This is a genomic window from Modestobacter lacusdianchii (assembly GCF_054177765.1).
Genome location: NZ_JBJJTJ010000043.1, coordinates 1 through 21,877 on the forward strand (window position 1 = coordinate 1; position 21,877 = coordinate 21,877).

Consider the following 21,877-nt stretch of genomic DNA (forward strand, 5'->3'; position numbering starts at 1 on the left):
TCGACTTGCATGTGTTAAGCACGCCGCCAGCGTTCGTCCTGAGCCAGGATCAAACTCTCCGTAGATGATTTGATCGCGGCTGAGACCAAGAGTTGGCACTCTCGTTCAATCAACCAAAGGAACCCAAACACCACGATCAAAGACCGCAGTGCCCAGGGATTTGTTACTTGGCACTGACTTTCGGCACGCTGTTGAGTTCTCAAGGAGCGGACGCGCACGAACCCCGGCCAATTCCTTGGCCTTCGTTCGAGGCGGCTTGTCCCACAGTACGCCGTGCACGGCTCGCTGTCACACCCTGGGGGTCTGACCTCGCGGCTCCCGGCCCTTCCGGCCCGGTCTCGCTCGGCGCAGAGAGAAAGTTACGTGGCCGGACGGGGCTCGTCAAACCGCCTCGGGCCGGATCCGGGCCTGCGAGGCCTCCACGGGACCGTTGCCACGGCGAAAGCCCAGGTCAGCGCAGTCCGGCCGGCGCCGGAATGTGAGGCAGGTCGCGCTGCGGGAGGTGCTCCGCGGGTGGTGTCGGCTCTCAGAGGCCGAGCAGCGACTCGATGCCCACGGTCAGGCCGGGCCGCTTGCCGATCTCCCGGACCGCGAGCAGCACACCGGGCATGAAGGACGCCCGGTCGTAGGAGTCGTGCCGCAGGGTGAGGGTCTCCCCCGCCGCCCCCATGAGCACCTCCTGGTGCGCGACCAGTCCGGTGAGCCGGACCGCGTGCACGGGGACGCCCTCGACGTCGGCACCCCGAGCCCCGGGCAGCGAGTCGGACTCACGGGTGGCATCGGGGGCGGCGGGCACTCCGGCGGCCCGACGGGCGGCGGCGACGAGGCGGGCTGTGCGGGCCGCGGTGCCCGAGGGCGCGTCCACCTTGCCGGGGTGGTGCAGCTCGACGATCTCCACCGAGGGGAAGAACCGCGCTGCCTCCTGGGCGAAGCGCATCAGGAGCACCGCCCCGATGCCGAAGTTCGGCGCGATGAGCACGCCCACCTCGGGCTTGGGCTCCAGCCACTCCGCGATCGTGGCCAGGCGGGCCTCGTCGAAGCCCGTCGTCCCGACCACGCAGTGGATGTTCTGGTCGATGCAGAAGCGGATGTTGTCCATGACCGAGTCCGGTCGGGTGAAGTCCACGACCACCTGGGCGCCGGCGTCGGCCACGTTGAACAGCCAGTCGCGCTCGTCGACCATGGCGACCAGCTCCATGTCGTCGGCGGCGTCCACCGCCCGGCAGACCTCGGTGCCCATCCGGCCGCGTGCCCCGAGCACCCCCACCGAGACGAGCGGTGCGTCGCCGGAGCTGGCGGAGGTGGGCTGGGGGTCGCTGGCCGGCGGAGTGCTCATGCGGCGATGCTCACCAACCGGGGCCCCGGACGCAAGACGGCCCCCCGGTCGGTGCCGGTCAGCGAGCGCGCAGCGCCCGGCGACGTGCCAAGAGCTCCCAGAGCAGCAGCCCGAGCAGCACCCCGACCACGTCGGCCAGCCAGTCGGCCACCGACGTCGACCGGTTGAGCAGGTCCAGCGACTGGAGCAGCTCGCTGAGTGCGGCGTAGACCACCAGCAGCCCGGCCAGCACCCCGCGCCGCACCCCCGCCCACCGGCCGGTGAGCGAGAGCGCGGCGAACAGCGCCAGGTGCACGACCTTGTCCACCCCGGGTGGGGCCGACGGCACGTCCGACGCCGGGGCGAACAGCACCGCCAGCGACACCAGCACCGTGACGGCGAACGCGCCGCGGGCCAGCGCGCCGTGCTCGGCGAAGGACGAGGGCTCGGTCATGCGGCGTTCAGGCGGCGAGCAGCCGGTCGAGGTCGCGCTCGCGGTAGGGCCCCACGACGGCCAGGCAGGTCGGACGGGTGAACAGGTCGGCGGCGACCGCGCGCACCTGGTCCTCGTCCACCGCGTCCAGCCGGTCGAGGACGGTGCGCACCGGCAGGTACTCCCCGTAGGACAGCTCGCTCTTGCCGAGCCGGCTCATCCGGGAGCCGGTGTCCTCCAGGCCCAGCACCATGCCGCCCTTGAGCTGGCCGCGCGCCCGGGCGACCTCCTCCGCGGTGAGCCCGCCGGTGGCCACCTCCGCCAACCCGGCGCGGACCAGCCGGAGCACCTCGGGCACCCGCTTGGGCGAGCAGCCGGCGTAGACCGAGAAGCTGCCCGTGCCGGCGTAGTGGGTCAGCGACGAGCCGACGCTGTAGACCAGCCCCCGCTTCTCCCGGATCTCCTGGAACAGCCGCGAGCTCATGCCGCCACCGACCGCGGCGTCCAGCACGGCGGCCGCGTACCGGCGCTCGTCCAGGCGCCCCATCCCGAGGCCGCCCAGCAGCAGGTGGGTCTGCTCGGTGCGCCGGTGGATCAGCCCCGAGGGGCGGGCCGGCTGCGTCAGCCCGACGTCCTCGCCGAGCCGCAGCGGGTCCGGCCGCGCCGCCCCGGCGAGCCGGTCGCCGAAGGCCGCCGTCACGAGGTCCAGCACCTGCTGGTGGTCGACCCGACCCGCGGCCGAGACGACGATCGAGGGCACGGCGTACCGCTCCCGGTACCACCCGTCGACGTCCTCCCGGGTGAGCGCCTCGATGGAGGCCACGGTGCCCAGCACCGAGCGGCCGAGCGGGGTGTCCCCGAAGAGCGTCTCGGCGTACAGGTCGTGGACCGCGTCGGCGGGCTCGTCGTCGCGCATGGCGATCTCCTCGAGCACCACCGTGCGCTCGGACTCCAGGTCCGGGGCGGTGTTGAGCGCCTCGGTGACCAGGTCACCCAGCAGCGTGACGGCCAGCGGCAGGTCGCTGGCGAGCACGTTCGCGTAGTAGCAGGTGTGCTCCTTGGCGGTGAAGGCGTTCATCTCACCGCCGACGGCGTCCATCGCCGTGGCGATCTCCAGCGCCGTCCGGCTGCGCGTCCCCTTGAACAGCAGGTGCTCGAGGAAGTGCGAGGAGCCCCCCAGTTCCGGGCTCTCGTCCCGGGAACCGACGCCCACCCAGATGCCCAGGGTCGCCGACAGCACCCCGGGCATGGTCTCGGTGAGCACGCGCAGCCCACCGGGCAGCTCGGTTCGCTCCACCCGGCCGCCGACCTCGTCGACGTCGAGCACCTGGGTGAGACCGGCCGGGGCCGGGACGGACGCCGCAGCGCCCGTCCCGGCCCCGGTCAGGTCGTCCGACGTGGTCACGCCTCCGCGGGAGCGGCGTCGTCGGCCGGAGCCGCGTCACCGGCGGCAGCGGCGTCACCCTCGGCGACCGGCACCAGGCTGATCTTGCCGCGGGCGTCGATGTCGGTGATCTCCACCTGGAGCTTGTCACCGACGTTCGCGACGTCCTCGACCTTGGCGATCCGCTTGCCGCCACCCAGCTTGCTGATGTGCACCAGGCCGTCGCGGCCGGGCAGCAGCGAGACGAACGCGCCGAAGGCGGTCGTCTTCACCACGGTGCCGAGGAAGCGCTCGCCGACCTTGGGCAGCGTGGGGTTGGCGATCGCGTTGATCCGGTCGACCGCGGCCTGGGCCGAGGGGCCGTCGGCGGCGCCGACGTAGATCGTGCCGTCGTCCTCGATGGTGATGTCGGCGCCGGTCTCGTCCTGGATCGCGTTGATCATCTGGCCCTTGGGCCCGATGACCGCACCGATCTTGTCGACCGGGATGCGCACCGTGGTCACCCGGGGGGCGTACGGGCTCATCTCGTCGGGACCGTCGATCGCCTCGAGCATGACGTCGAGGATGTGCAGCCGGGCCGCACGGGCCTGGGTCAGCGCACCGGCGAGGACGTCGGAGGGGATGCCGTCGAGCTTCGTGTCCAGCTGGAGGGCCGTCACGAAGTCCTTGGTGCCGGCGACCTTGAAGTCCATGTCACCGAAGGCGTCCTCGGCACCGAGGATGTCGGTCAGCGCGACGTACTCGGTCTTGCCGTCGACCTCGTCGGACACCAGGCCCATGGCGATGCCGGCGACCGGGGCCTTCAGCGGCACACCGGCGTTGAGCAGGGCCAGCGTCGAGGCGCAGACCGAGCCCATCGAGGTGGAGCCGTTGGAGCCGAGGGCCTCGGAGACCTGGCGGATCGCGTAGGGGAACTCCTCGCGGTCGGGCAGGACCGGCAGCAGCGCCCGCTCGGCCAGGGCGCCGTGGCCGATCTCGCGGCGCTTGGGCGAGCCCACCCGACCGGTCTCACCGGTGGAGTACGGCGGGAAGTTGTAGTTGTGCATGTAGCGCTTGCGGGTGACCGGGTTCAGCGTGTCCAGCTGCTGCTCCATGCGGAGCATGTTCAGCGTGGTGACGCCCATGATCTGGGTCTCGCCGCGCTCGAACAGCGCCGAGCCGTGCACCCGCGGGAGCACCTCGACCTCGGCCGACAGCGGCCGGATGTCGGTCAGGCCACGGCCGTCGATGCGGATCCTGTCCCGCAGGATGCGCTGGCGGACGACCTTCTTGGTCACCGCGCGGAAGGCCCCGGAGATCTCCTTCTCCCGGCCCTCGAACTGACCGGCCAGCGCGGCCTTGACCTCGTCCTTGAGCGCGTCGGTGGCCTCCTCGCGCTCCTGCTTGCCGGCGATGGCCTGGGCCACGGCGAGCTTCTCGGCGGCCTGGGCCTCGACGGCGGCGTACACGTCGTCCTGGTAGTCCAGGAAGCGGGGGAAGTGCGCCTCGGGCTTGGCGGCCTTGGCAGCCAGCTCGGACTGCGCCTGGCACAGGGCCTTGATGAACGGCTTGGCGGCCTCGAGGCCCTGGGCCACGACCTCCTCGGTCGGGGCGGTGGCCCCACCGGCGACCAGCTCGACGGTCTTCTCGGTGGCCTCGGCCTCGACCATCATGATCGCGACGTCGCCGTCGGGCAGGACCCGGCCGGCCACCACCATGTCGAAGACGGCGTCCTCGAGCTCGGCGTGGGTCGGGAAGCCCACCCACTGGCCGTTGACGAGCGCCACCCGGGTGCCGCCGATCGGGCCGGAGAACGGCAGGCCGGAGAGCTGGGTCGAGGCCGACGCGCCGTTGATGGCGAGCACGTCGTAGAGGTGGTCGGGGTCCAGGGACAGGACCGTGATGACGACCTGGACCTCGTTGCGCAGGCCCTTGGCGAACGTCGGGCGCAGCGGGCGGTCGATCAGTCGGCAGGTGAGGATCGCGTCCTCGGACGGGCGCCCCTCGCGGCGGAAGAACGAGCCCGGGATCTTGCCGATCGCGTACATGCGCTCTTCGACGTCGACCGTGAGCGGGAAGAAGTCGAACTGCTCCTTGGGCTGGCGGCCGGCGGTGGTGGCCGACAGCAGCGTGGTGTCGCCCATGGTGGCGACGACGGAGCCGGCGGCCTGCTTGGCGAGGCGGCCGGTCTCGAAGGTGACGGTGCGGGAGCCGAGGGCCCCGTTGTCGATCACCGCGGTGGCGGTGAAGACGCCGTCCTCGAAGTCGTTGTCGATGGTGTCGGTGCTGGGTGCGGACATCGTGTCCTCTTCCTACGTCGCATACGGCGACGTCCTCTTCGCGGCGTTCTGCGCCGACGGCGTCCGGGGCGACCGGTCTTCGATCGAAGCCCTCGGGGGCGCGGGTGCCTGCGGTCAGGCTCGCTGCGTCCCGGGGGCCACTACCGAGGACCGGTCCACGCGGGGCGTGGCGGTGCGGTCAGCCGGTGGTCCCGTGCGGCGGGTGCCGCACGAGTGAGGGGACCGTCCCGGCGTGCCGGAGCGGTCCCCTCGGTCGTGCTAGCGGCGCAGGCCGAGCCGCTCGATGAGCGAGCGGTACCGGTTGATGTCGGTCTTCGCCAGGTAGTTCAGCAGCCGCCGGCGGCGGCCGACCAGCAGGAGCAGGCCCCGCCGGCTGTGGTGGTCGTGCTTGTGCATCTTGAGGTGCTCGGTCAGGTCGCTGATCCGTCGGGTCAGCATCGCGACCTGCACCTCGGGGGAACCGGTGTCGTTCTCGACCGTCGCGTACTCGGTCATGATCTGCTTCTTCGTCGCGCTCTCCAGCGCCATGGTGCCTCCAGGGCAGGTCACGTGTGGCCCCCGGTCTGTGTCACGGGGGCAGCATGCACACACGTCGGTCGCCCGACGTCGGGTCAAGGTTACACAGGCCTGCCGGAGAGGCCTCGCCGAGAGCGGGCACCAGACCCGTCCAGCCGAGCGGGGTGTGGGCCCTCGGGCTCGCCGGAGCGGCTCGGCGGAGCCTGGCCGCGGTGCGGCCGGTCAGGGCCGCCGGGTCACACCCCGAGGACGGCGCGGGTGCGGGCCACGTCGTCGGCCATGGCGACCAGCAGCTCCGGGACGCCCGGGAAGGAGACCATCGGCCGCAGCCGCTCGACGAACTCGACGCCGACGTGCTCGCCGTAGAGGTCGCCGTCGAAGTCCAACAGGTGCGCCTCCACCGTGCGCCGCGCGCCGGCGAAGGTCGGGTTGCTGCCCACCGAGATCGCCGCCGGGTGGCTGGCGCGGCTGGCGCCGGTCGGGTCCCGGAGCACGAGGGCGCCGGCGTAGACCCCGTCCGCCGGGACGGCGGTGTGCGCGGGGCTCTCCACGTTCGCGGTCGGGTAGCCCAGCTCGCGGCCGCGCCGGTCACCGCGCACGACGATCCCGTCGACCCGGTGCGGGCGGCCCAGGGCGAGCGCGGCCGAACCCATGTCACCGGCCGCCACGCAGGCACGGATGTAGGTGGAGGAGATGGTGACCTCGCCGTCGCCGGTGAGGTCGGGCGCGGACCCGACGCTGGTCAGGTCCACCCCCTCGACGCCGAAGCCGAAGCGCCGCCCCTCGGCGGTCAGCGTCTCGACGGTGCCGGTCGCCTTGTGCCCGTAGGTGAAGTTGCGCCCGACCACGACCTGGGCGGCGTGCAGGTGCTCGACCAGCACGGTGTGGGTGAACTCCCCCGGCGCCAGCCGGCTGAACTCGGGGGTGAAGGGCAGCACGCACATCGCGTCGACGCCGAGCGCGGCGACCAGCTCGGCCTTGCGGTCGGGCGAGGTGAGGATCGCCGGGTGCGAGCCCGGGCGGACCACCTCGGAGGGGTGCGGGTCGAAGGTGAGCAGCAGCGCAGGCCGCCGCATCGCCCGGGCGCGCGCCACCGCCGTCCCGATCAGGTGCTGGTGCCCGCGGTGGACGCCGTCGTACATGCCGACCGTGACCACGGTGCGTCCCAGGTCCGGTGGCGTCGCCTCCAGTCCGCGCCAGCGCAGCACGCCGCTCCCCTCCCCCGCCGACTGCCGCGAGCTGCGCTCAGGAACCGGACTCGACGCGGTGCAGCCAGCCGTGGCCGTCGGCCACCCGGCCGTGCTGCACGTCGAGCAGGTGCTCGCGCAGCTGCATCGTCAGCGGACCGGGGGTGCCGTCGCCGACGACGAAGTCGCCGGTGCGGGCCTTGACCGTGCCGACCGGGGTGATCACGGCGGCGGTGCCGCAGGCGAAGGTCTCGGTGATCGAACCGTCGGCCACACCGGCACGCCACTCGTCGACGGTGAACTTGCGCTCGGTGACCCGGTGGCCCAGCTCGCGGGCCACGGTGATCAGCGACTCGCGGGTGATGCCGGGCAGCAGGGTGCCGGTCAGCTCGGGGGTGACCAGCTCGGCGTCGGCGCCGGAACCGAGGACGAAGAACAGGTTCATCCCGCCCATCTCCTCGACGTACCGCTTCTCGGTCGCGTCGAGCCAGACGACCTGGTCGCAGCCGGCGGCGATCGCCTGCTCCTGGGCCAGCAGGCTGGCGGCGTAGTTGCCGGCGCACTTGACGTCCCCGGTGCCACCGGGAGCGGCCCGGATGTAGTCCTCGGAGAGGTAGACCGAGACCGGCTGCACGCCGCGCGGGAAGTAGGCGCCGGCCGGGCTGGCGATCACGATGAACAGGTACTCGTGCGCCGGCCGGACGCCCAGGAAGGGCTCGACGGCCAGCATGTAGGGCCGGATGTACAGCGTCTGGTCGGGGCCGGTGGGCACCCAGTCGCGGTCGGTGTCGACCAGGGCGTCGACGGCGGTGAGGAAGGCGTCGGCCGGCACCTGCGGCATGGCCAGCCGGGCGGCGCTGCGGGCGAAGCGGGCGGCGTTGGCCTCCGGCCGGAAGGTGGCGACGCTGCCGTCGGGCTGGGCGTAGGCCTTGAGCCCCTCGAAGATCGACTGCGCGTAGTGCAGCGCGGCGGCGCTCGGGTCCAGCTGCAGCGGGGCGTAGGCGGTGAGGCGCGCGTCGACCCAGCCGGCGCCGACCTGGTACCGGGCCACGAACATCGAGTCGGTGAAGTACCGGCCGAAGCCCGGGTCGGCGAGCTGCTCGGCGCGCTCGGTGGCCGAGCGACGCGGCACGTCCTCCACGACCAGCGGCACGCCCTCGGTGAAGGACCGGGAGGAGGTACGGCTGTCGGCGAGCGTGTCGGTCATGGCTCCCACCTGCTGGTGCTGTGTGCTGGAGCGTCGCCCGGCGGTTGCCAGGCCCGCCGGGTCACCCTAGCCCGGTGCTCCCGGGCGCCGGCACGTGCGGACCGGACGAGCCGGTGGGCCCGCCGGGGTGCGGCCGGTGCCCGCGCCGCCGTCGGGGGTGCGGCGACGACGGCGCGGGCCGGTTGCTCAGCTGCTCTTGGGGGCCGCGGACTCGACGACCTCGTAGCTCCACACGTGCTGCTGGGAGCGCTCGGCGGCCGGGGCCAGGGTGTCGCCCCCGCCGTCGTGCGCGCGGTCGAAGTCCTGGCTGGACTGCCAGGACTCGTAGGCCTCCTCGCTGGTCCACCGGGTGTAGACGAGGTAGGCGTCGGTGCCCGCCACCGGGCGCAGCAGCTCGAACCACTCGAAGCCCGGGGTCGTCTCCACCGCGCCGGCCCGGCCCCTGAACCGCTCCTCGAACCGGGCGCGCTTGTCCTCGGGCATGGTCACCACGTTGATCTTCACGACGCTCATGCACCGCATCCTGCCCAACGCCGGCCCGGCCGACACGGCGAGTGCGCCAGACTGGGGGCGTGAGGGAGCAGCCGCGCACCGCTGACATCGGCTTCGCCCGGCTGGACCCGGACCGGGCCGCCCGCACCGGCACCCCGGAGGTGGTGTTCGCCGGCGGCAAGACCCCGGCGGAGACGGTCGGCTGCCTCGCGGGACTGGTGGACGCCGGCGTCCCGCTGGCCTGGGCCACCCACGTCGACGAGCCGACCGCCACCGCGGTGCGCGAGCGCTGGCCGGACGCGCACGTCGACCCGGTGGCCCGGGTGGTCTGGGTGGGCACTCCCCCGCCCCCGGTCGGGCGGGTGCTGGTGCTGACCGCCGGCACGTCGGACGGCGCGGTCGCCGCCGAGGTCGCCGCGACGCTGGCCGCCAGCGGGGTGGGCTGCCACCGGGTGGACGACGTCGGGGTCGCCGGCGTGCACCGGGTGCTGGCCGTGGCCCCGGACCTCGCCGCCGCCGACGCGGTCGTGGTGGTCGCCGGGATGGACGGTGCGCTGCCCAGCGTGGTCGCCGGGCTCACCGACCGGCTGGTGGTGGCGGTGCCCACCTCGGTCGGCTACGGCGCCGCCTTCGACGGGCTGGCCGCGCTGCTGACGATGCTCACGGCCTGCGCACCGGGGGTGCTGGTGGTCAACATCGACAACGGCTTCGGCGCCGGTGTCGCCGCCGCCCGCATCGTCCGCTCCGCGCACCGCCCGGGCCCCCCGCCGAGCTGACCCCGGCGCCGGGTCGCGGTCCCCGCTCGACCACCGGCGGCGGGCCGGGTGGGGTCAGGGCGGGTCAGCGGTAGCGCACCGGGTCGGGCAGCAGCTCGTTCATGGAGCCGGACCGGAAGCCACGTGGGTCCAGCTCGACCCGGGCGAAGCCACGCACCGCGGCCAGCAGCTCGGGCCCGACCAGCGGCACCAGCACGGCGTCCACCTCGACCCGGGCGACGTCCTCGCCGAGGTCCCGCACCCGGAGGTCGCGCACCGGGTGGCCGGCCGCGGTGAGCGCCGCGCGCAGCGCGGCCTCGGCGGCCTCGACCCGGGCCAGGCCCTCGGCCGACACCGGCACCCCGTAGGCGATCCGGCTCGCCAGGCAGGCCGCGGCGGGCTTGTCGGCCAGCGACAGCCCCCAGGCCCGGGCGGCGGCCCGCACGTCGTCCTTGGTCATCCCGGCGCGGGCCAGCGGCGCCCAGGCCCCGCGCTCGGCGGCGGCCAGGATGCCGGGGCGGAAGCCGGCCCGCAGGTCGTCGGCGTTGGTGCCGGTGACCACGTCGGCGATGCCCAGCCGAGCGGCGAGCGGGGTGAGCACGTCGACCAGCTCGGTCTTGCAGAACGCGCACCGGTCACCGGCGTTGGCCACGTAGCCGGCGCGGGACAGCTCGTCGGTGCGCGGCTGCTCGTGCCGCACCCCCAGCCCGGCCGCGAACTCGTGCGCCGCCGTCCGCTCGGCGGCCGGCAGGCTCGGGGAGACGGCGGTGGCCGCCACCACCCGCTCGGCGCCCAGCGCCCGCACCGCCGCGGCGAGCACGACCCCGGAGTCGACCCCGCCGGAGAAGGCGACCAGCACCGCGGGGACGGCGGCCAGCTCGGCCTCCAGCAGGGCCAGCCGCTGCTCCAGTTCGCTCACCCCCGCAGGGTGCCACCGGCTCAGCCGGGCGGGAAGCCGACGGCGACCCGGGCCAGCGGGCCGGCGTCCTCCACCAGCGCGACCAGCCGGCCGTCCGGGGCGATCGCGGCGTGCAGACCGGGGGCGCCGGTGGCCGGCACCCGCTGGCCGTACCCGAGCGCCACCGCCTCCTCGGCGGTGAGCTCGCGGGCCGGGAAGACCGCGCGGGCGGCGTCGGCCAGCCCCAGCACCCCCGGGCCGGCGCCGTCGGCGGACAGCGCACCGGCGGCCTCCTCGACCGGGCGGGCCGCGTCGGTGGCGAACGGGCCGGAGGAGGTGCGCCGCAAGGCCACCAGGTGGCCGCCCACGCCGAGGGCGGCGCCGACGTCCCGGGCGATCGCCCGGATGTAGGTGCCTGTGCTGCAGCGGACGGTCACGTCCACGTCGACGAGGTCGGCGGTGGGCCGGTCGACCCGGTGGACGTCGATCGAGTGCACGGTCACCGACCGGGCCGCCAGCTCGAACTCCTCACCGGCCCGCACCCGGTCGTAGGAGCGCCGGCCGTCGACCTTGACCGCGCTCACCGACGAGGGCACCTGCTGCAGCGGCCCGACCTGGGCGGCCAGCGCCGCGCGGACGGCCTGCTCGGTGACTCCGGCGGCCGAGGCGGTGGCGGTCACGTCGCCCTCCCGGTCGTCGGTGACCGTGGACTGCCCGAGCCGGATCGTGGCGTCGTAGGTCTTGTCCGACCCCGAGAGGTGGCCGAGCAGCCGGGTGGCCGCACCCACCCCGAGCACGAGCAGGCCGGTGGCCATCGGGTCGAGCGTCCCGGCGTGGCCGACCTTGCGCACCGACAGCACGCGGCGGGCGCGGGCGACGACGTCGTGGGAGGTCATCCCGCCGGGCTTGTCGACCAGCAGCAGGGACGGCGGGACGTCCGCGTCGGGCTTCTTCGGGCTCATCCGACCTCCTCGCCGGCGCTCGTCGGGGGGCTTCGCCGGGCTGCTGTGCACATCGTTCCGCTCGCGGGCTCGCTCACGCCGACACGCTCTCACCCAGCCACGCGCTGCCCCGCACCCGCAGGCCCACGGCGACCAGCCGGAGCACGACGAACAGGGTGAGACCGGTCCAGACGCCGGCCAGGCCCCAGTCCAGCCAGCCCGACAGCAGCGACAGCGGCACGAACCCCAGCAGCGCCGCCCCGACCGTGACGGTGCGCAGGTAGGCGACGTCGCCGGCGCCCATGAGCACCCCGTCGAGGGCGAACACCACCCCGGCCAGCGGCTGCATCAGGGCCAGGAACCACCAGACCAGCCCGGCCTGGGCAAGCACCGCGGGGTCGTCGGTGAACAGCCCGGGGAGCACCGGGCGCAGCGCCACCAGCAGCACCGCGACCAGCGCACCGGTGCCCAGGCCCCACCGGATGACCCGTGCCCCGGTGGCCCGGGCGTCGTCGGGGCGGCCGGCGCCCAGCGCGGTGCCGACCAGCGTCTGCGCGGCGATCGCGTAGGCGTCCAGCACCAGCGCGAGGAAGAGCCACAGCTGCAGGGCGATCTGGTGGGCGCCCAGCTGTGCGGTGCCCGACCGGGCCACCACCGCGGCTGCGGCGGCGAAGGCCAGCTGCAGCACGGCGGCGCGCAGCAGCAGGTCCCGGCCGAGCACCAGCTGGGCACGCAGCGCCGCGGGCCGGGGGCGCCAGGGCACGTCCGTGCGGGCCAGCTCGCGGGCCAGCGCCCGGACGAAGAGCGCCGCCGAGACGCCCTGACCGACGACGTTGGCCACCGCGGAGCCGACCAGGCCCAGCCCGGCGACGTGCACCAGCAGCGGGCAGAGCACCAGGCTGACCAGGCTGCCGGCCAGCACGTACCCCATCGGACGGCGCAGCTCCTGGACCCCGCGCAGCCACCCGTTGCCGGCCAGCGCGACCAGCAGCAGCGGCAGCCCGGCGCTGGCCACCCGCAGCCACTGCTCGGCGGCGTCGGCGACCGGCCCCGCCCCGCCGGCCAGCAGCCGGGTGAGCGGCCCGGCGACCACCTGGAAGGCGACGGCGAGCAGCCCGCCCAGGGCCAGCGCCAGCCAGGTGGCCTGCACCCCCTCGCTGACCGCACCGGCCCGGTCGCCGGCCCCCGCCCGGCGGGCGGCGCGTGCGGTGGTGCCGTAGGCGAGGAAGTTGAGCAGCGCAGCGACGTAGGCCAGCAGCCCGCCACCGACGGCCAGGCCGCCGAGGCTGACGGTGCCCAGGTTGCCGACCACCGCGGTGTCCACCAGCAGGTACAGCGGCTCGGCGGCGAGCACCACGAGCGCCGGTGCCGCCAGCGCCGGGATCGACGGCCGCGCGGGCACTGCCCGTTCCCCGCCCTGCCGTCCGGCCGACGGCGACGTCACAGCGTGCGGGCCAGCTCCGCGCGGAGCTCGTCGATCGTGCCCGGCAGGTCGTGGGCCGAGGTGTACCCGGCGGCGGCACGGTGCCCACCCCCACCGAGGGCCGTCGCCACCCGGGAGAGGTCGGTCGCCCCGCGCGAGCGCAGGGAGACCACCCACGAGCCGTCGTCCTGGCCCTTGACGACGCAGGCGACGTCGGCCTCCGCGGTGGCCCGGACGACGTCCACCAGGGCCTCGAGCTGGTCGGGAGCCAGCCCGTGCGCCCGGGCCTCCGCCGCCGAGGACCAGGTCCAGACCAGCCCGGCGCCCACCTGGGGCTCGAGGGCGGCGCGGCCGGTGGCAGCCGAGAGCAGGCCCAGCCACCCGAACGGCGCGGTGTCGAACAGCCGCCGGCTGATCGCGGCGTGGTCGATCCCGGTGCGGAGCAGCCGGGCGGCCAGCTCGTGGGTGCCCGGTGAGGTGTTGCCGAACCGGAACGACCCGGTGTCCGCGGCCAGGCCGGCGTAGAGGCAGGTCGCCAGCTCCTGGTCCAGGGCCACGTCCAGCTGCTCGAGCAGGTCGGCGACGAGCACCACGGTCGCGGCGGCCTGCGGGTCGATCAGCCGGACGTCGCCGAAGCCGGGGTTGCTGGCGTGGTGGTCGACGACGACCGAGCGCCCGGCCGACCCGAGCAGCGGGACCAGGCAGCCCAGCCGGCCGGGCGAGGCGGCGTCCAGGCTGACGAACAGGTCGACCTGCTCCGGGACCGAGGCGGGGTCGACCAGCCGATCGGCGCCGGGCAGCCAGCCCAGCGACGAGGGCAGCGTGAACGGCTCGGGGAACGTGGCCACCGCGTCCGCGCCGCACCGGCGCAGCCCCTCGGCCAGCGCGAGCGTGCTGCCGAGGGCGTCCGCGTCCGGCTGGACGTGACCGGACAGCACGACGGTGGCCCCGGCGCGCGCCGCCCCGGCCAGCGCCCGGACCGCCTCGTCACGGGCGGCCAGGAGCGGCCCGGACGGGGCGGTGGACATCGAGGCGGTGGGGGTCGAGGCGGTGGGGATCGAGGCGGTGGTCACCTCAGCTCGGGTCCTCGGGTCCGGGGTCGGCGTGCGGCACGGCGTTGGACTCCTCGCCGACCGAGCCACCACCCACGGCGTAGTGCGAGCCGTCGTCGGGCTCGTCGGCGGCGATGCTCTCGGTGGTGCCGATGTCGCCGGTCTTGCCGCCGGCGGTCGGGTCGCCGTCCGCGGGCTCGTCCCGGCCGCCGAAGCCGACGCCCTGCTCGGCGGCAGGGTCGGCGTACGGGTCGGGGTCGACGGCGCCGGTCATCGGGCACTCCGCTCGGTGGTGGGCGCGTCCGCCGGGTCGGTCAGCTCCGCCACGTCGTCGTCCTCGGCGGTGGCGTCCTCGAGATCGTCCTCGTCGACGGCCGGCTTGCGGTAGGGGTCGGCGTCGCCGGCGTACTGGGCGCCCTCGCGGCTGCGGGCCAGCTCGGCGTCGGCGTGCCGGACGCGCTCGAGTGCCTCCTCCAGCTCGCGGGCCGTGTCGGGCACGGCGTCGGCGACGAAGGTCAGCGTCGGCACGAACTTGATGCCGGTCTGCTTGCCCACGGTCGAGCGCAGCACGCCGGTGGCGCTGGCCAGGGCCCGCGCGGACTCCTCGACCTGCTGGGCGTCGCCGTAGACGGTGTAGAACACCGTCGCCTCCCGCAGGTCACTGGTGACCCGCGAGTCGGTGATGGTGACCATCCCGAGGCGGGGGTCCTTGATCTGCGTCTCGATGGTGGCGGAGACGATCTGACGGATGCGCACCGCCAGCCGGCGTGCGCGGGCCGGGTCAGCCATCGGTCCTCCTCAGAACGGCCAGGGACGAACCTGGGTGAGTCGGGACGGCCCCGTCGCAGGAGCCCACCGCGAGCGTGCGAGCGGTGCGGGGCGACGGGGTCATTGATCGGTGTCGCTGGTGAGCTGCCGGTGGGTCGACAGCAGGGTCACCTCCGGCCGCTCGGCCAGCAACCGCTCGCAGGCGTCGAGGACGTCGGCCACCTGGGCGGCCTCGCCCGCCACCGTGGCGACCCCGACCTGCGCACGGCGGTGCAGGTCGGGGTCGCCCACCTCGGCGGCGGCCACGGCGAAGCGGCGGCGCAGCTCGGCCACGATCGGCCGCACCACGGAGCGCTTCTCCTTGAGCGAGTGGACGTCACCCAGCAGCAGGTCGGCGGTCAGCGAGCCGGTGAACACCAGCCCACCACCTCTCCTGTCGCCGGCCGGAGCCGGTCGGCGCACACGAGGTGCGCCGACCGGCTCCGCGGTGTCCCCGTCCGCAGGAGGACGGGGGCCTCCATCAGACGCGCGGCTTCTCGCGCAGCTCGAAGGTCTCGATCACGTCGTCGATCTTGATGTCGTTGAACGACCCCAGACCGATACCGCACTCGTAGCCCTCGCGGACCTCGGTCGCGTCGTCCTTGAAGCGACGCAGCGACTCGACGGTCAGGTTGTCCGCCACCACGGCGCCGTCCCGGATGAGACGGGCCTTGGAGTTGCGGACGATCGTGCCGCTGCGCACCAGGGAGCCGGCGACGTTGCCGATGCGCGGGACCCGGAAGACCTCGCGGACCTCCGCGGTGCCCAGCTGCACCTCTTCGTACTCGGGCTTGAGCATGCCCTTGAGCGCGGCCTCGATCTCCTCGATGGCCTGGTAGATGACCGTGTAGTAACGGACGTCCACGCCCTCGCGGTTGGCGAGCTCGGTGGCCTGGCCCTCGGCCCGGACGTTGAAGCCCAGGACGATGACGTCGTCGGCCAGCGCCAGGTCGATGTCGCTCTTGGTGATGCCACCGACGCCGCGGTGGATGACCCGCAGCGAGATGTCGTCGCTCACCTCGATCTTCATCAGCGCCTCTTCGAGCGCCTCGACGGTGCCCGAGTTGTCGCCCTTGATGATCAGGTTGAGCTGACGGTTCTCCTTGAGCGCCGCGTCGAGGTCCTCCAGGCTGATCCGCTTCCGCATCTGCGCGTTCTGCGCGTTGCGGATCCGGGCCTGGCGGCGGTCGGCGATCTGGCGGGCGATCCGGTCCTCCTCGACGACGAGGAAGGTGTCACCGGCGCGCGGCACCGAGGTCAGGCCGACGACCTGGACCGGACGGGCCGGCAGGGCCTCCTTGAGCTTCGTGCCGTGCTCGTCGAGCAGCGACCGCACGCGCCCGTAGGCGTCACCGGCCACGATCGAGTCGCCGACGCGGAGGATGCCGCGCTGGACCAGCACCGTGGCGACGGGGCCACGGCCCTTGTCCAGCTTGCCCTCGATGACCACACCCTGCGGGTCCTGGCCCACGTTGGCGCGCAGGTCGAGGGAGGCGTCCGCGGTGAGCAGGACCGCCGCGAGCAGTTCGTCGAGACCCTGGCGGGTGGTCGCGGAGACGTCGACGAACATCGTGTCGCCGCCGTACTCCTCGGCCACCAGCCCGTACTCGGTGAGCTGCTGACGGATCTTGGCGGGGTTGGCCCCCTCCTTGTCGATCTTGTTCACCGCGACCACGATCGGCACCTCGGCGGCCTGGGCGTGGTTGAGCGCCTCGACCGTCTGCGGCATGACGCCGTCGTCGGCGGCCACGACCAGGACGACGATGTCGGTGACCTTGGCGCCTCGGGCACGCATCGCGGTGAACGACTCGTGACCCGGGGTGTCGATGAAGGTGACCGGGCGCTCGTTGCCCTCCAGCTCGGTGACGATCTGGTAGGCGCCGATGTGCTGGGTGATCCCACCGGCCTCCTTCGCCGCCACGTTGGCGTGCCGGAGCGCGTCCAGGAGCTTGGTCTTCCCGTGGTCGACGTGACCCATGACGGTCACCACCGGCGGACGGATGTCCCAGTCGTCCTCGTCGCCGCTCTCCTCGTCACCGAAGGTGAGGTCGAAGGTGGAGAGGAGCTCGCGGTCCTCGTCCTCGGGGCTGACGACCTGGATGACCCAGCCGATCTCGGCACCCAGCAGCTGCAGGGTGTCGTCGTTGACCGACTGCGTCGCGGTGATCATCTCGCCCAGGTGGAACAGGGCGGTGACCAGCGCGGCCGGCTCGGCGTTGATCCGCTCGGCCAGGTCGGTCAGCGAGGCACCACGCGGGAGCCGAACGGTCTGCCCGTTGCCACGGGGCAGCGAGACGCCGCCCATGCTCGGTGCCGCCATGGAGTCGAACTCCTGACGCCGCTGCTTCTTGCTCTTGCGCCCGCGGACGGGACCGCGCCCACCGGGGCGCCCGAAGGCACCGGCGGTACCGGCACCCGAACCACCACGGCCACGGCCACGACCACCGCCGCCACCACCGGGACGGAAGCCACCGGCCGGGGCGCCGCCACCACCGGGGCCACCGCCACCGGGACGGAAGCCGCCGCCACCGCCGGGACCACCCGGACGGCCACGGCCACCGGGGCCGCCGGGACCACCGGCGCGACCGCCACCGGCGGGACGCGGCGGCATCATGCCGGGGCTGGGACGCTGCGGCATCATGCCCGGGTTGGGGCGGGGCCCACCCGGACCGGCGGCCGGACGGGGACCACCCGGACCGGAGGCCGGACGCGGACCACCCGGACCGGAGGCCGGACGCGGACCACCCGCGCCGGCACCCGGACGGGGACCGCCCGGAGCCGGACGCGGCCCGCCGGGACCGGACTGGTTGCCCGGACCGGCCTGGCCGGGGGCACCGCCGGGACGCGGGCCGGGGGCACCGGGCCGCGGGGCGCTGCTGAAGGGGTTGTTGCCCGGACGCGGGGCCGGCCGGGGGCCGGGACGCGGACCCGGCGCCGCCGGACGCGGGGCACCCGGGGTGACACCGCCCTGGGTCGGCGCACCGCTGGGGGCACCAGCGGGACGCGGGCCGGGAGCAGCCGGCTGCGCCGGGGCGGCCGGCTGCTGCTGGGTCGGGGCGCTGGCCGCCGGCGCCTGGGGAGCCGGACGCGGCGCGGGCCGGGGCCCGGGACGCGGGCCGGGGGCGGCCGGACGGGCGGGAGCCGACGCCTGGGTGGGAGCCGGCGTCGTGTCCTGGACCGGAGCCGGGGCGGCCGGCGCCTGGGGCGCCGGGGTCGCGGGAGCGGCCGGTGCTGCCGGGGCCTGGGCGGCCGGAGCGGCCGGACGGGGGGCGGACGGACGAGGGCCGGGGCGGGCGCCGGAGGCGCCGTTGCCGCGGCCGCTGGACGCGCCGTCACCGGGGAACGCCTCACGGAGCCGCCGGGCCACCGGGGCCTCGACGGTGGAGGACGCGGACTTCACGAACTCGCCCTGCTCCTTGAGCTTGGCGAGCACTGTCTTGCTGTCGATGCCGAGCTCTTTCGCGAGCTCGTGTACGCGGGCCTTGCCTGGCACGGGTCTCCTCTTGGTGAGGCCGGCGGCTGGCCCGCTCGACCTCTAGATCAGTGGTACATGGTCATCGTGACGACTTCACAGGTGGCTCATCCGAGGACGTCCTGCTCTCGACGTGCGGACCGGCCGGGTGCTGGTCCGACTGTGTGGTGCGTTCTCTCGTGCGCCCGTCCGGGGACGGTCCTGCCGGGTCGGTGACCGACCGGCGGACGTGCTCCTCGATCGGGCCGGTCTCCACCATGGTGCTGCAGCGCAGCGCCCGCTGGAAGGCCCGACGCCGAACTGCTGCCTGCAGGCACTCCGTGGTGGGGTGCAGGGACGCACCCCGGCCGGGGAGCCGCCGCCGCGGGTCGGGGGTCAGCCCCCCGTCCCGGAGGACGACACGCAGCAGATCGGTGACCGGTGCGCGGCCCCGGCACCCCACACAGGTGCGGACCGGGATCGACGTGTCGGCCATCGGAGAGTCTAGCGCGCCGCAGGGCCGGGGTGTTCCGCCCGGCGGACGGGCGGCCGGTGGCCGGCCTGCGGGCCGCGGGCACCCGGTCGCTGCCCCTGCAGTCCGGGACGCAGCGGCGCCCGGCCGACGCCCGGGGACGCCGGGGCGTCGTCGGCCGGCTGGGCATCGCTGCGGATGTCGATCCGGCAGCCGGTGAGCCGGGCGGCCAGCCGGGCGTTCTGCCCCTCCTTGCCGATGGCCAGCGACAGCTGGTAGTCGGGCACCACGACCTGGACGGCGCGGGCGGCCGCGTCGACCACCCGCGCACTGGTGACCCGGGCCGGGGAGAGCGCGGAGGCGACGAACGTGGCGTCGTCGTCGGACCAGTCGACGATGTCGATCTTCTCGCCGTGCAGCTCGCTCATCACGTTGCGCACCCGCTGGCCCATCGGCCCGATGCAGGAGCCCTTGGCGTTCAGCCCCGGCACGCTCGTGCGGACGGCGATCTTGGACCGGTGACCCGCCTCGCGGGCCACCGCCACGATCTCCACGCTGCCGTCGGCCACCTCGGGGGCCTCCAGCGCGAACAGCTTGCGCACCAGGTTGGGGTGCGTGCGCGACAGCGTCACCTGCGGGCCGCGGAAGGTGCGCGCCACTGAGACGACGTAGGCCTTCAGCCGGCTGCCGTGCCGGTACTCCTCGCCGGGCACCTGCTCGGACTGCGGGAGCTGGGCCTCGACCTTGCCGATGTCGACCAGCACGAAGCCCTGGTTGTTGCGGCGTTCGTGCGCCTGCACGATGCCGCTGACGATGTCGCCCTCCTTGCCGGCGTACTCCCCGAAGGTCTGCTCGTTCTCCGCGTCCCGCAGCCGCTGCACGATGACCTGCTTGGCCGTGCTCGCCGCGATCCGGCCGAAGTCGGAGGGGGTGTCGTCCCACTCGTGCACGACCTCGCCGTCCGGGCCGAGCTCCTGCGCCAGCACGGCGACCTCGCCGCTCTTGCGGTCGATCTGCACGCGGACGTGCTTGGCCGCCCCGTCGGCGTGCCGGTAGGCCGTCACCAGGGCGGTCTCGATCGCCTGGAGCACCGTGTCCGCCGGGATGCCCTTCTCCCGCTCGACCGCCTTGAGCGCGGTCACGTCGATGTTCACTTCTTGCCTCCTCGTCGCGACCGGGCGTCCCGCGGCGCGCGACCCGCGGCCGGTCGCCCGGGCCTCCGGCTCGCGTCGGCCGTGCTGGTACCGGTCGGGTGGTGCTCGTCGTCCTGCATGTCGTCGGTGTCCGGCACGTCGCCGGTCCCGTCGTCGTCCACGTCCACGTCGTCGAGGTCGTCGTCGTCCTCGTCGTCACCGGTCTCGTCGTCACCGGTCTCGTCGTCACCGGCCAGGTCCACCAGAGCGGCGTCCCGGTGCCCGGCCGGGCGGGCGAACTCCACCTGCACCCGCGCCTCGCCCAGCTCGGCCCAGCCCACGGTGCGCTCGCCCGCGGCCCTGGGCAGCTGGCCCTTCTTGGTGCCGCCCTTCTGCACGGCCAGCACGACCCCGTCGTCCTCGACCCGCACCACCCGGCCGGTCAGCTGCTCACGGGCGGCGGCCGGGCCCACGGCCACCGTGACCAGCCGGCCGACGTTGCGCCGCCAGTGCCGCGGCAGGGTCAGCGGACGGTCGACGCCGGGGCTGGTGACCTCCAGGACGTAGGGCGACCGGCCCAGCGCCTCGTCCTCGGCGTCCAGGACCTCCGACAGCGCGCGGCTGAGCTCGGCGACGTCGTCGAGGCTCACGCCCTCGTCCCGGTCGACGACGACCCGCACCACCGACCGCTGGCCGGCCGGGCGGACCACGAGCTCCTCCAGGTCGTAGCCGGCGGCGGTGACCACCGGCTCGACCCAGCCGGTCAGCCGCGCGGTGACCGGGTCGGCTGCGGGGCCATCGGTGCGTGCACCTCGCGTGGACACCGGCTGCCTCCTGTTGTGTGTTCGCCGCTCGCACCGGACGACGGTCCGGTGGGCCACCGGGCGGACCCGTCCGGGCCCCGGCGCGCTGCGGGTGGACCTCAGGCTACCGCCCGCACCTCCAGCACCACCGGTCCCGCGGGCCGGCCCCGCTCCTCGGTGCGTTCGACGGCCGGGGCGGCCGGCGGCTGCCAGGATGGACGGCGATGTCCGTACCTCCGTCCTCACCGTTGCACGCGGCCACCTTCAGCCGGCGCAGCCTGCTGACCGCCGCCCTCGCCGGCACCGCGCTGCTGGCCGCGGGGTGCACCGGCAGCTCCGGGGACGCCGCCGACGCGGTCACCCCCGCCCAGGTCGACCAGCTGGCCGCTGCCGTGGCCGTCCAGGAGCAGCTGGTGTCGGCCTACGACCGGGCGCTGACCGCCGACCCGGCCCTGGCGGGCACCGCCACCGTGCTGGCCGACCAGGCCCGCACGCAGCTCGAGCGGCTGCGCGCGGCGGCTCCCGGAGCGGCTGCCTCGACCGCGCCCGGCTCGTCGGCCGCGCCGGACCCGGCAGGGGTCCGCGGGTGGCTCCGGGCCCAGGTGTCCACGGCGGCGGCCGCGCACGCCGCGGCCGCCCCGGAGTTCACCGGTGGCCGGGCCGCGCTGCTGGGCAGCATCGCCGCCGGGCTCCGCGGGCAGGAGGCCCTGCTGGCATGAGCACGCACGGGACAGCGGAGGAACGGGACGGCGATGGCTGACGACGACACCACCACCTCCGGCTCGGCGACGGCCGCCGAGGACGCCGCGCTGCAGGAGGCCCTGGCTGCCGCGCACACCGCGATCTGGGGCTACGGCGTCGTCGGCGCGGCGTTGCCGGTCGCGGCCCGCGGGCCCGTGGTCACCGCCGAGCAGGCCCACCAGGACCTGCGGGAGCAGCTGACCACGCTGCTGACCTCGCGGCGGGTCGAGCCGGTGGCCGACGAGGGTGGCTGGACGCTGCCGTTCCCGGTGCTCTCCGCGGTCGACGCTGCGGCGCTCGCGGTCACCCTGGAGGAGGGCGCGGCCACCGCCTGGACCTGGGTGCTCGACCAGGCCACCGAGCGCAGCACCCGGGAGCTGGCCGTCGCCGCGCTGGGGGCTGCCGAGGTGCGGGCCGTCGGCTGGCGCACCCAGGCCGGCGCGGTCCCGGTGACCACCGCCTTCCCCGGCCTCCCCGCGACCTGAGCCCCGGGGGGGGGGGGGGGGGGGGGGGGGGGGGGGGGGGGGGGGGGGGGGGGGGGGGGGGGGGGGGGGGGGGGGGGGGGGGGGGGGGGGGGGGGGGGGGGGG

At 74.8% G+C, this 21,877-nt stretch carries 22 protein-coding genes, 1 rRNA gene and 1 pseudogene; 3 read left to right on the forward strand and 21 right to left on the reverse strand.

What is annotated here, in order from left to right:
* The 9 genes from ACJTNH_RS19660 to ACJTNH_RS19700 form a co-directional block, all read right to left on the reverse strand.
* Positions 1-65 (reverse strand): 16S ribosomal RNA (locus ACJTNH_RS19660); the annotation flags it as partial.
* A gap of 461 nt (positions 66-526) precedes the next feature.
* Entirely contained in the window at positions 527-1,336 is an 810-nt protein-coding gene (gene dapB / locus ACJTNH_RS19665) for a 4-hydroxy-tetrahydrodipicolinate reductase (protein WP_458178773.1), read from the reverse strand.
* A gap of 58 nt (positions 1,337-1,394) precedes the next feature.
* On the reverse strand, positions 1,395-1,769 hold the full coding sequence (locus ACJTNH_RS19670; RefSeq protein WP_458178775.1) for a VanZ family protein: 375 nt from the start codon (positions 1,767-1,769) through the stop codon (positions 1,395-1,397).
* A 7-nt stretch (positions 1,770-1,776) separates the two neighbouring features.
* The gene (locus tag ACJTNH_RS19675) at positions 1,777-3,153 is read right to left on the reverse strand and encodes a M16 family metallopeptidase (RefSeq protein ID WP_458178777.1); all 1,377 of its coding nucleotides are present in this window, start codon (positions 3,151-3,153) and stop codon (positions 1,777-1,779) included.
* Positions 3,150-5,411, reverse strand: a complete 2,262-nt coding sequence (locus ACJTNH_RS19680) for a polyribonucleotide nucleotidyltransferase (RefSeq protein WP_458178779.1) — start codon at positions 5,409-5,411, stop codon at positions 3,150-3,152. The genes ACJTNH_RS19675 and ACJTNH_RS19680 overlap by 4 nt, the downstream gene beginning before the upstream one ends.
* Positions 5,412-5,669: 258 nt before the next feature.
* Positions 5,670-5,939, reverse strand: a complete 270-nt coding sequence (rpsO, locus tag ACJTNH_RS19685; RefSeq protein WP_029339129.1) for a 30S ribosomal protein S15 — start codon at positions 5,937-5,939, stop codon at positions 5,670-5,672.
* Between the two features lie 224 nt (positions 5,940-6,163).
* A complete protein-coding gene (locus tag ACJTNH_RS19690) occupies positions 6,164-7,135 on the reverse strand; it encodes a bifunctional riboflavin kinase/FAD synthetase (RefSeq protein WP_458178781.1) in 972 nt (323 codons plus the stop codon).
* Between the two features lie 37 nt (positions 7,136-7,172).
* The gene (locus ACJTNH_RS19695) at positions 7,173-8,321 is read right to left on the reverse strand and encodes a branched-chain amino acid aminotransferase (RefSeq protein WP_458178783.1); all 1,149 of its coding nucleotides are present in this window, start codon (positions 8,319-8,321) and stop codon (positions 7,173-7,175) included.
* A 186-nt stretch (positions 8,322-8,507) separates the two neighbouring features.
* Positions 8,508-8,834, reverse strand: coding sequence for an antibiotic biosynthesis monooxygenase family protein (locus tag ACJTNH_RS19700; protein WP_458178785.1), 327 nt, complete (start codon positions 8,832-8,834; stop codon positions 8,508-8,510).
* A gap of 59 nt (positions 8,835-8,893) precedes the next feature.
* On the opposite strand from ACJTNH_RS19700, the gene larB reads away from it, so the two are divergent.
* Positions 8,894-9,589: a nickel pincer cofactor biosynthesis protein LarB gene (gene larB, locus ACJTNH_RS19705; protein WP_458178787.1), complete on the forward strand. Its 696-nt coding sequence runs from the start codon at positions 8,894-8,896 to the stop codon at positions 9,587-9,589.
* 64 nt (positions 9,590-9,653) lie between these two features.
* Here the strand turns inward: larB and larE are convergent, their stop codons facing one another.
* The 12 genes and pseudogenes from larE to rimP all read right to left on the reverse strand — a co-directional run bounded on the left by larE (position 9,654) and on the right by rimP (position 20,569).
* A complete protein-coding gene (gene larE / locus ACJTNH_RS19710) occupies positions 9,654-10,487 on the reverse strand; it encodes an ATP-dependent sacrificial sulfur transferase LarE (RefSeq protein ID WP_458178789.1) in 834 nt (277 codons plus the stop codon).
* A gap of 20 nt (positions 10,488-10,507) precedes the next feature.
* Positions 10,508-11,428 (reverse strand): tRNA pseudouridine(55) synthase TruB, encoded by a 921-nt coding sequence (gene truB, locus ACJTNH_RS19715; RefSeq protein ID WP_458178791.1) that lies wholly within the window; start codon positions 11,426-11,428, stop codon positions 10,508-10,510.
* Positions 11,429-11,501: 73 nt separating this feature from the next.
* A complete protein-coding gene (locus ACJTNH_RS19720) occupies positions 11,502-12,809 on the reverse strand; it encodes an MATE family efflux transporter (RefSeq protein WP_458178793.1) in 1,308 nt (435 codons plus the stop codon).
* Positions 12,810-12,847: 38 nt separating this feature from the next.
* Entirely contained in the window at positions 12,848-13,903 is a 1,056-nt protein-coding gene (locus tag ACJTNH_RS19725) for a DHH family phosphoesterase (RefSeq protein WP_458178794.1), read from the reverse strand.
* 1 nt (position 13,904) lies between these two features.
* A complete protein-coding gene (locus tag ACJTNH_RS19730) occupies positions 13,905-14,156 on the reverse strand; it encodes a hypothetical protein (protein ID WP_458178796.1) in 252 nt (83 codons plus the stop codon).
* Positions 14,153-14,671: a 30S ribosome-binding factor RbfA gene (gene rbfA, locus ACJTNH_RS19735; protein ID WP_458178798.1), complete on the reverse strand. Its 519-nt coding sequence runs from the start codon at positions 14,669-14,671 to the stop codon at positions 14,153-14,155. Before rbfA ends, ACJTNH_RS19730 begins: the two co-directional genes overlap by 4 nt.
* Before the next feature lie 99 nt (positions 14,672-14,770).
* Entirely contained in the window at positions 14,771-15,067 is a 297-nt protein-coding gene (locus ACJTNH_RS19740) for a DUF503 domain-containing protein (protein ID WP_458178800.1), read from the reverse strand.
* 103 nt (positions 15,068-15,170) lie between these two features.
* A complete protein-coding gene (gene infB / locus ACJTNH_RS19745; RefSeq protein ID WP_458178812.1) occupies positions 15,171-17,009 on the reverse strand; it encodes a translation initiation factor IF-2 in 1,839 nt (612 codons plus the stop codon).
* Between the two features lie 1,032 nt (positions 17,010-18,041).
* A pseudogene (locus ACJTNH_RS19750) lies at positions 18,042-18,182 on the reverse strand (translation initiation factor IF-2 N-terminal domain-containing protein); the annotation flags it as partial.
* A 61-nt stretch (positions 18,183-18,243) separates the two neighbouring features.
* Positions 18,244-18,636 (reverse strand): YlxR family protein, encoded by a 393-nt coding sequence (locus ACJTNH_RS19755; protein WP_458178802.1) that lies wholly within the window; start codon positions 18,634-18,636, stop codon positions 18,244-18,246.
* Between the two features lie 8 nt (positions 18,637-18,644).
* Positions 18,645-19,766, reverse strand: a complete 1,122-nt coding sequence (nusA, locus tag ACJTNH_RS19760) for a transcription termination factor NusA (RefSeq protein WP_458178804.1) — start codon at positions 19,764-19,766, stop codon at positions 18,645-18,647.
* Positions 19,763-20,569 carry a ribosome maturation factor RimP gene (gene rimP / locus ACJTNH_RS19765; RefSeq protein ID WP_458178806.1) on the reverse strand — a complete coding sequence of 269 codons (807 nt, stop codon included), beginning with the start codon at positions 20,567-20,569 and terminating at the stop codon, positions 19,763-19,765. The genes nusA and rimP overlap by 4 nt, the downstream gene beginning before the upstream one ends.
* Positions 20,570-20,772: 203 nt before the next feature.
* Here rimP and ACJTNH_RS19770 point away from each other — a divergent pair, with 203 nt between their 5' ends.
* Both ACJTNH_RS19770 and ACJTNH_RS19775 read left to right on the forward strand, forming a co-directional pair.
* Positions 20,773-21,267 carry a hypothetical protein gene (locus ACJTNH_RS19770; RefSeq protein WP_458178808.1) on the forward strand — a complete coding sequence of 165 codons (495 nt, stop codon included), beginning with the start codon at positions 20,773-20,775 and terminating at the stop codon, positions 21,265-21,267.
* 33 nt (positions 21,268-21,300) lie between these two features.
* Positions 21,301-21,774 (forward strand): ferritin-like domain-containing protein, encoded by a 474-nt coding sequence (locus ACJTNH_RS19775; protein WP_458178810.1) that lies wholly within the window; start codon positions 21,301-21,303, stop codon positions 21,772-21,774.
* Positions 21,775-21,877 lie beyond the last annotated feature (103 nt).

Excerpts from the sequence above, each read along its gene's own strand:
- dapB (WP_458178773.1), bottom strand. The coding sequence starts at position 1,336 with ATGAGCACTCCGCCGGCCAGCGACCCCCAGCCCACCTCCGCCAGCTCC.
- ACJTNH_RS19670 (WP_458178775.1), bottom strand. The coding sequence starts at position 1,769 with ATGACCGAGCCCTCGTCCTTCGCCGAGCACGGCGCGCTGGCCCGCGGC.
- ACJTNH_RS19680 (WP_458178779.1), bottom strand. The coding sequence starts at position 5,411 with ATGTCCGCACCCAGCACCGACACCATCGACAACGACTTCGAGGACGGC.
- rpsO (WP_029339129.1), bottom strand. The coding sequence starts at position 5,939 with ATGGCGCTGGAGAGCGCGACGAAGAAGCAGATCATGACCGAGTACGCG.
- ACJTNH_RS19695 (WP_458178783.1), bottom strand. The coding sequence starts at position 8,321 with ATGACCGACACGCTCGCCGACAGCCGTACCTCCTCCCGGTCCTTCACC.
- ACJTNH_RS19700 (WP_458178785.1), bottom strand. The coding sequence starts at position 8,834 with ATGAGCGTCGTGAAGATCAACGTGGTGACCATGCCCGAGGACAAGCGC.
- truB (WP_458178791.1), bottom strand. The coding sequence starts at position 11,428 with ATGAGCCCGAAGAAGCCCGACGCGGACGTCCCGCCGTCCCTGCTGCTG.
- ACJTNH_RS19730 (WP_458178796.1), bottom strand. The coding sequence starts at position 14,156 with ATGACCGGCGCCGTCGACCCCGACCCGTACGCCGACCCTGCCGCCGAG.
- rbfA (WP_458178798.1), bottom strand. The coding sequence starts at position 14,671 with ATGGCTGACCCGGCCCGCGCACGCCGGCTGGCGGTGCGCATCCGTCAG.
- infB (WP_458178812.1), bottom strand. The coding sequence starts at position 17,009 with ATGGCGGCACCGAGCATGGGCGGCGTCTCGCTGCCCCGTGGCAACGGG.
- ACJTNH_RS19755 (WP_458178802.1), bottom strand. The coding sequence starts at position 18,636 with ATGGCCGACACGTCGATCCCGGTCCGCACCTGTGTGGGGTGCCGGGGC.
- ACJTNH_RS19770 (WP_458178808.1), top strand. The coding sequence starts at position 20,773 with ATGTCCGTACCTCCGTCCTCACCGTTGCACGCGGCCACCTTCAGCCGG.
- ACJTNH_RS19775 (WP_458178810.1), top strand. The coding sequence starts at position 21,301 with ATGGCTGACGACGACACCACCACCTCCGGCTCGGCGACGGCCGCCGAG.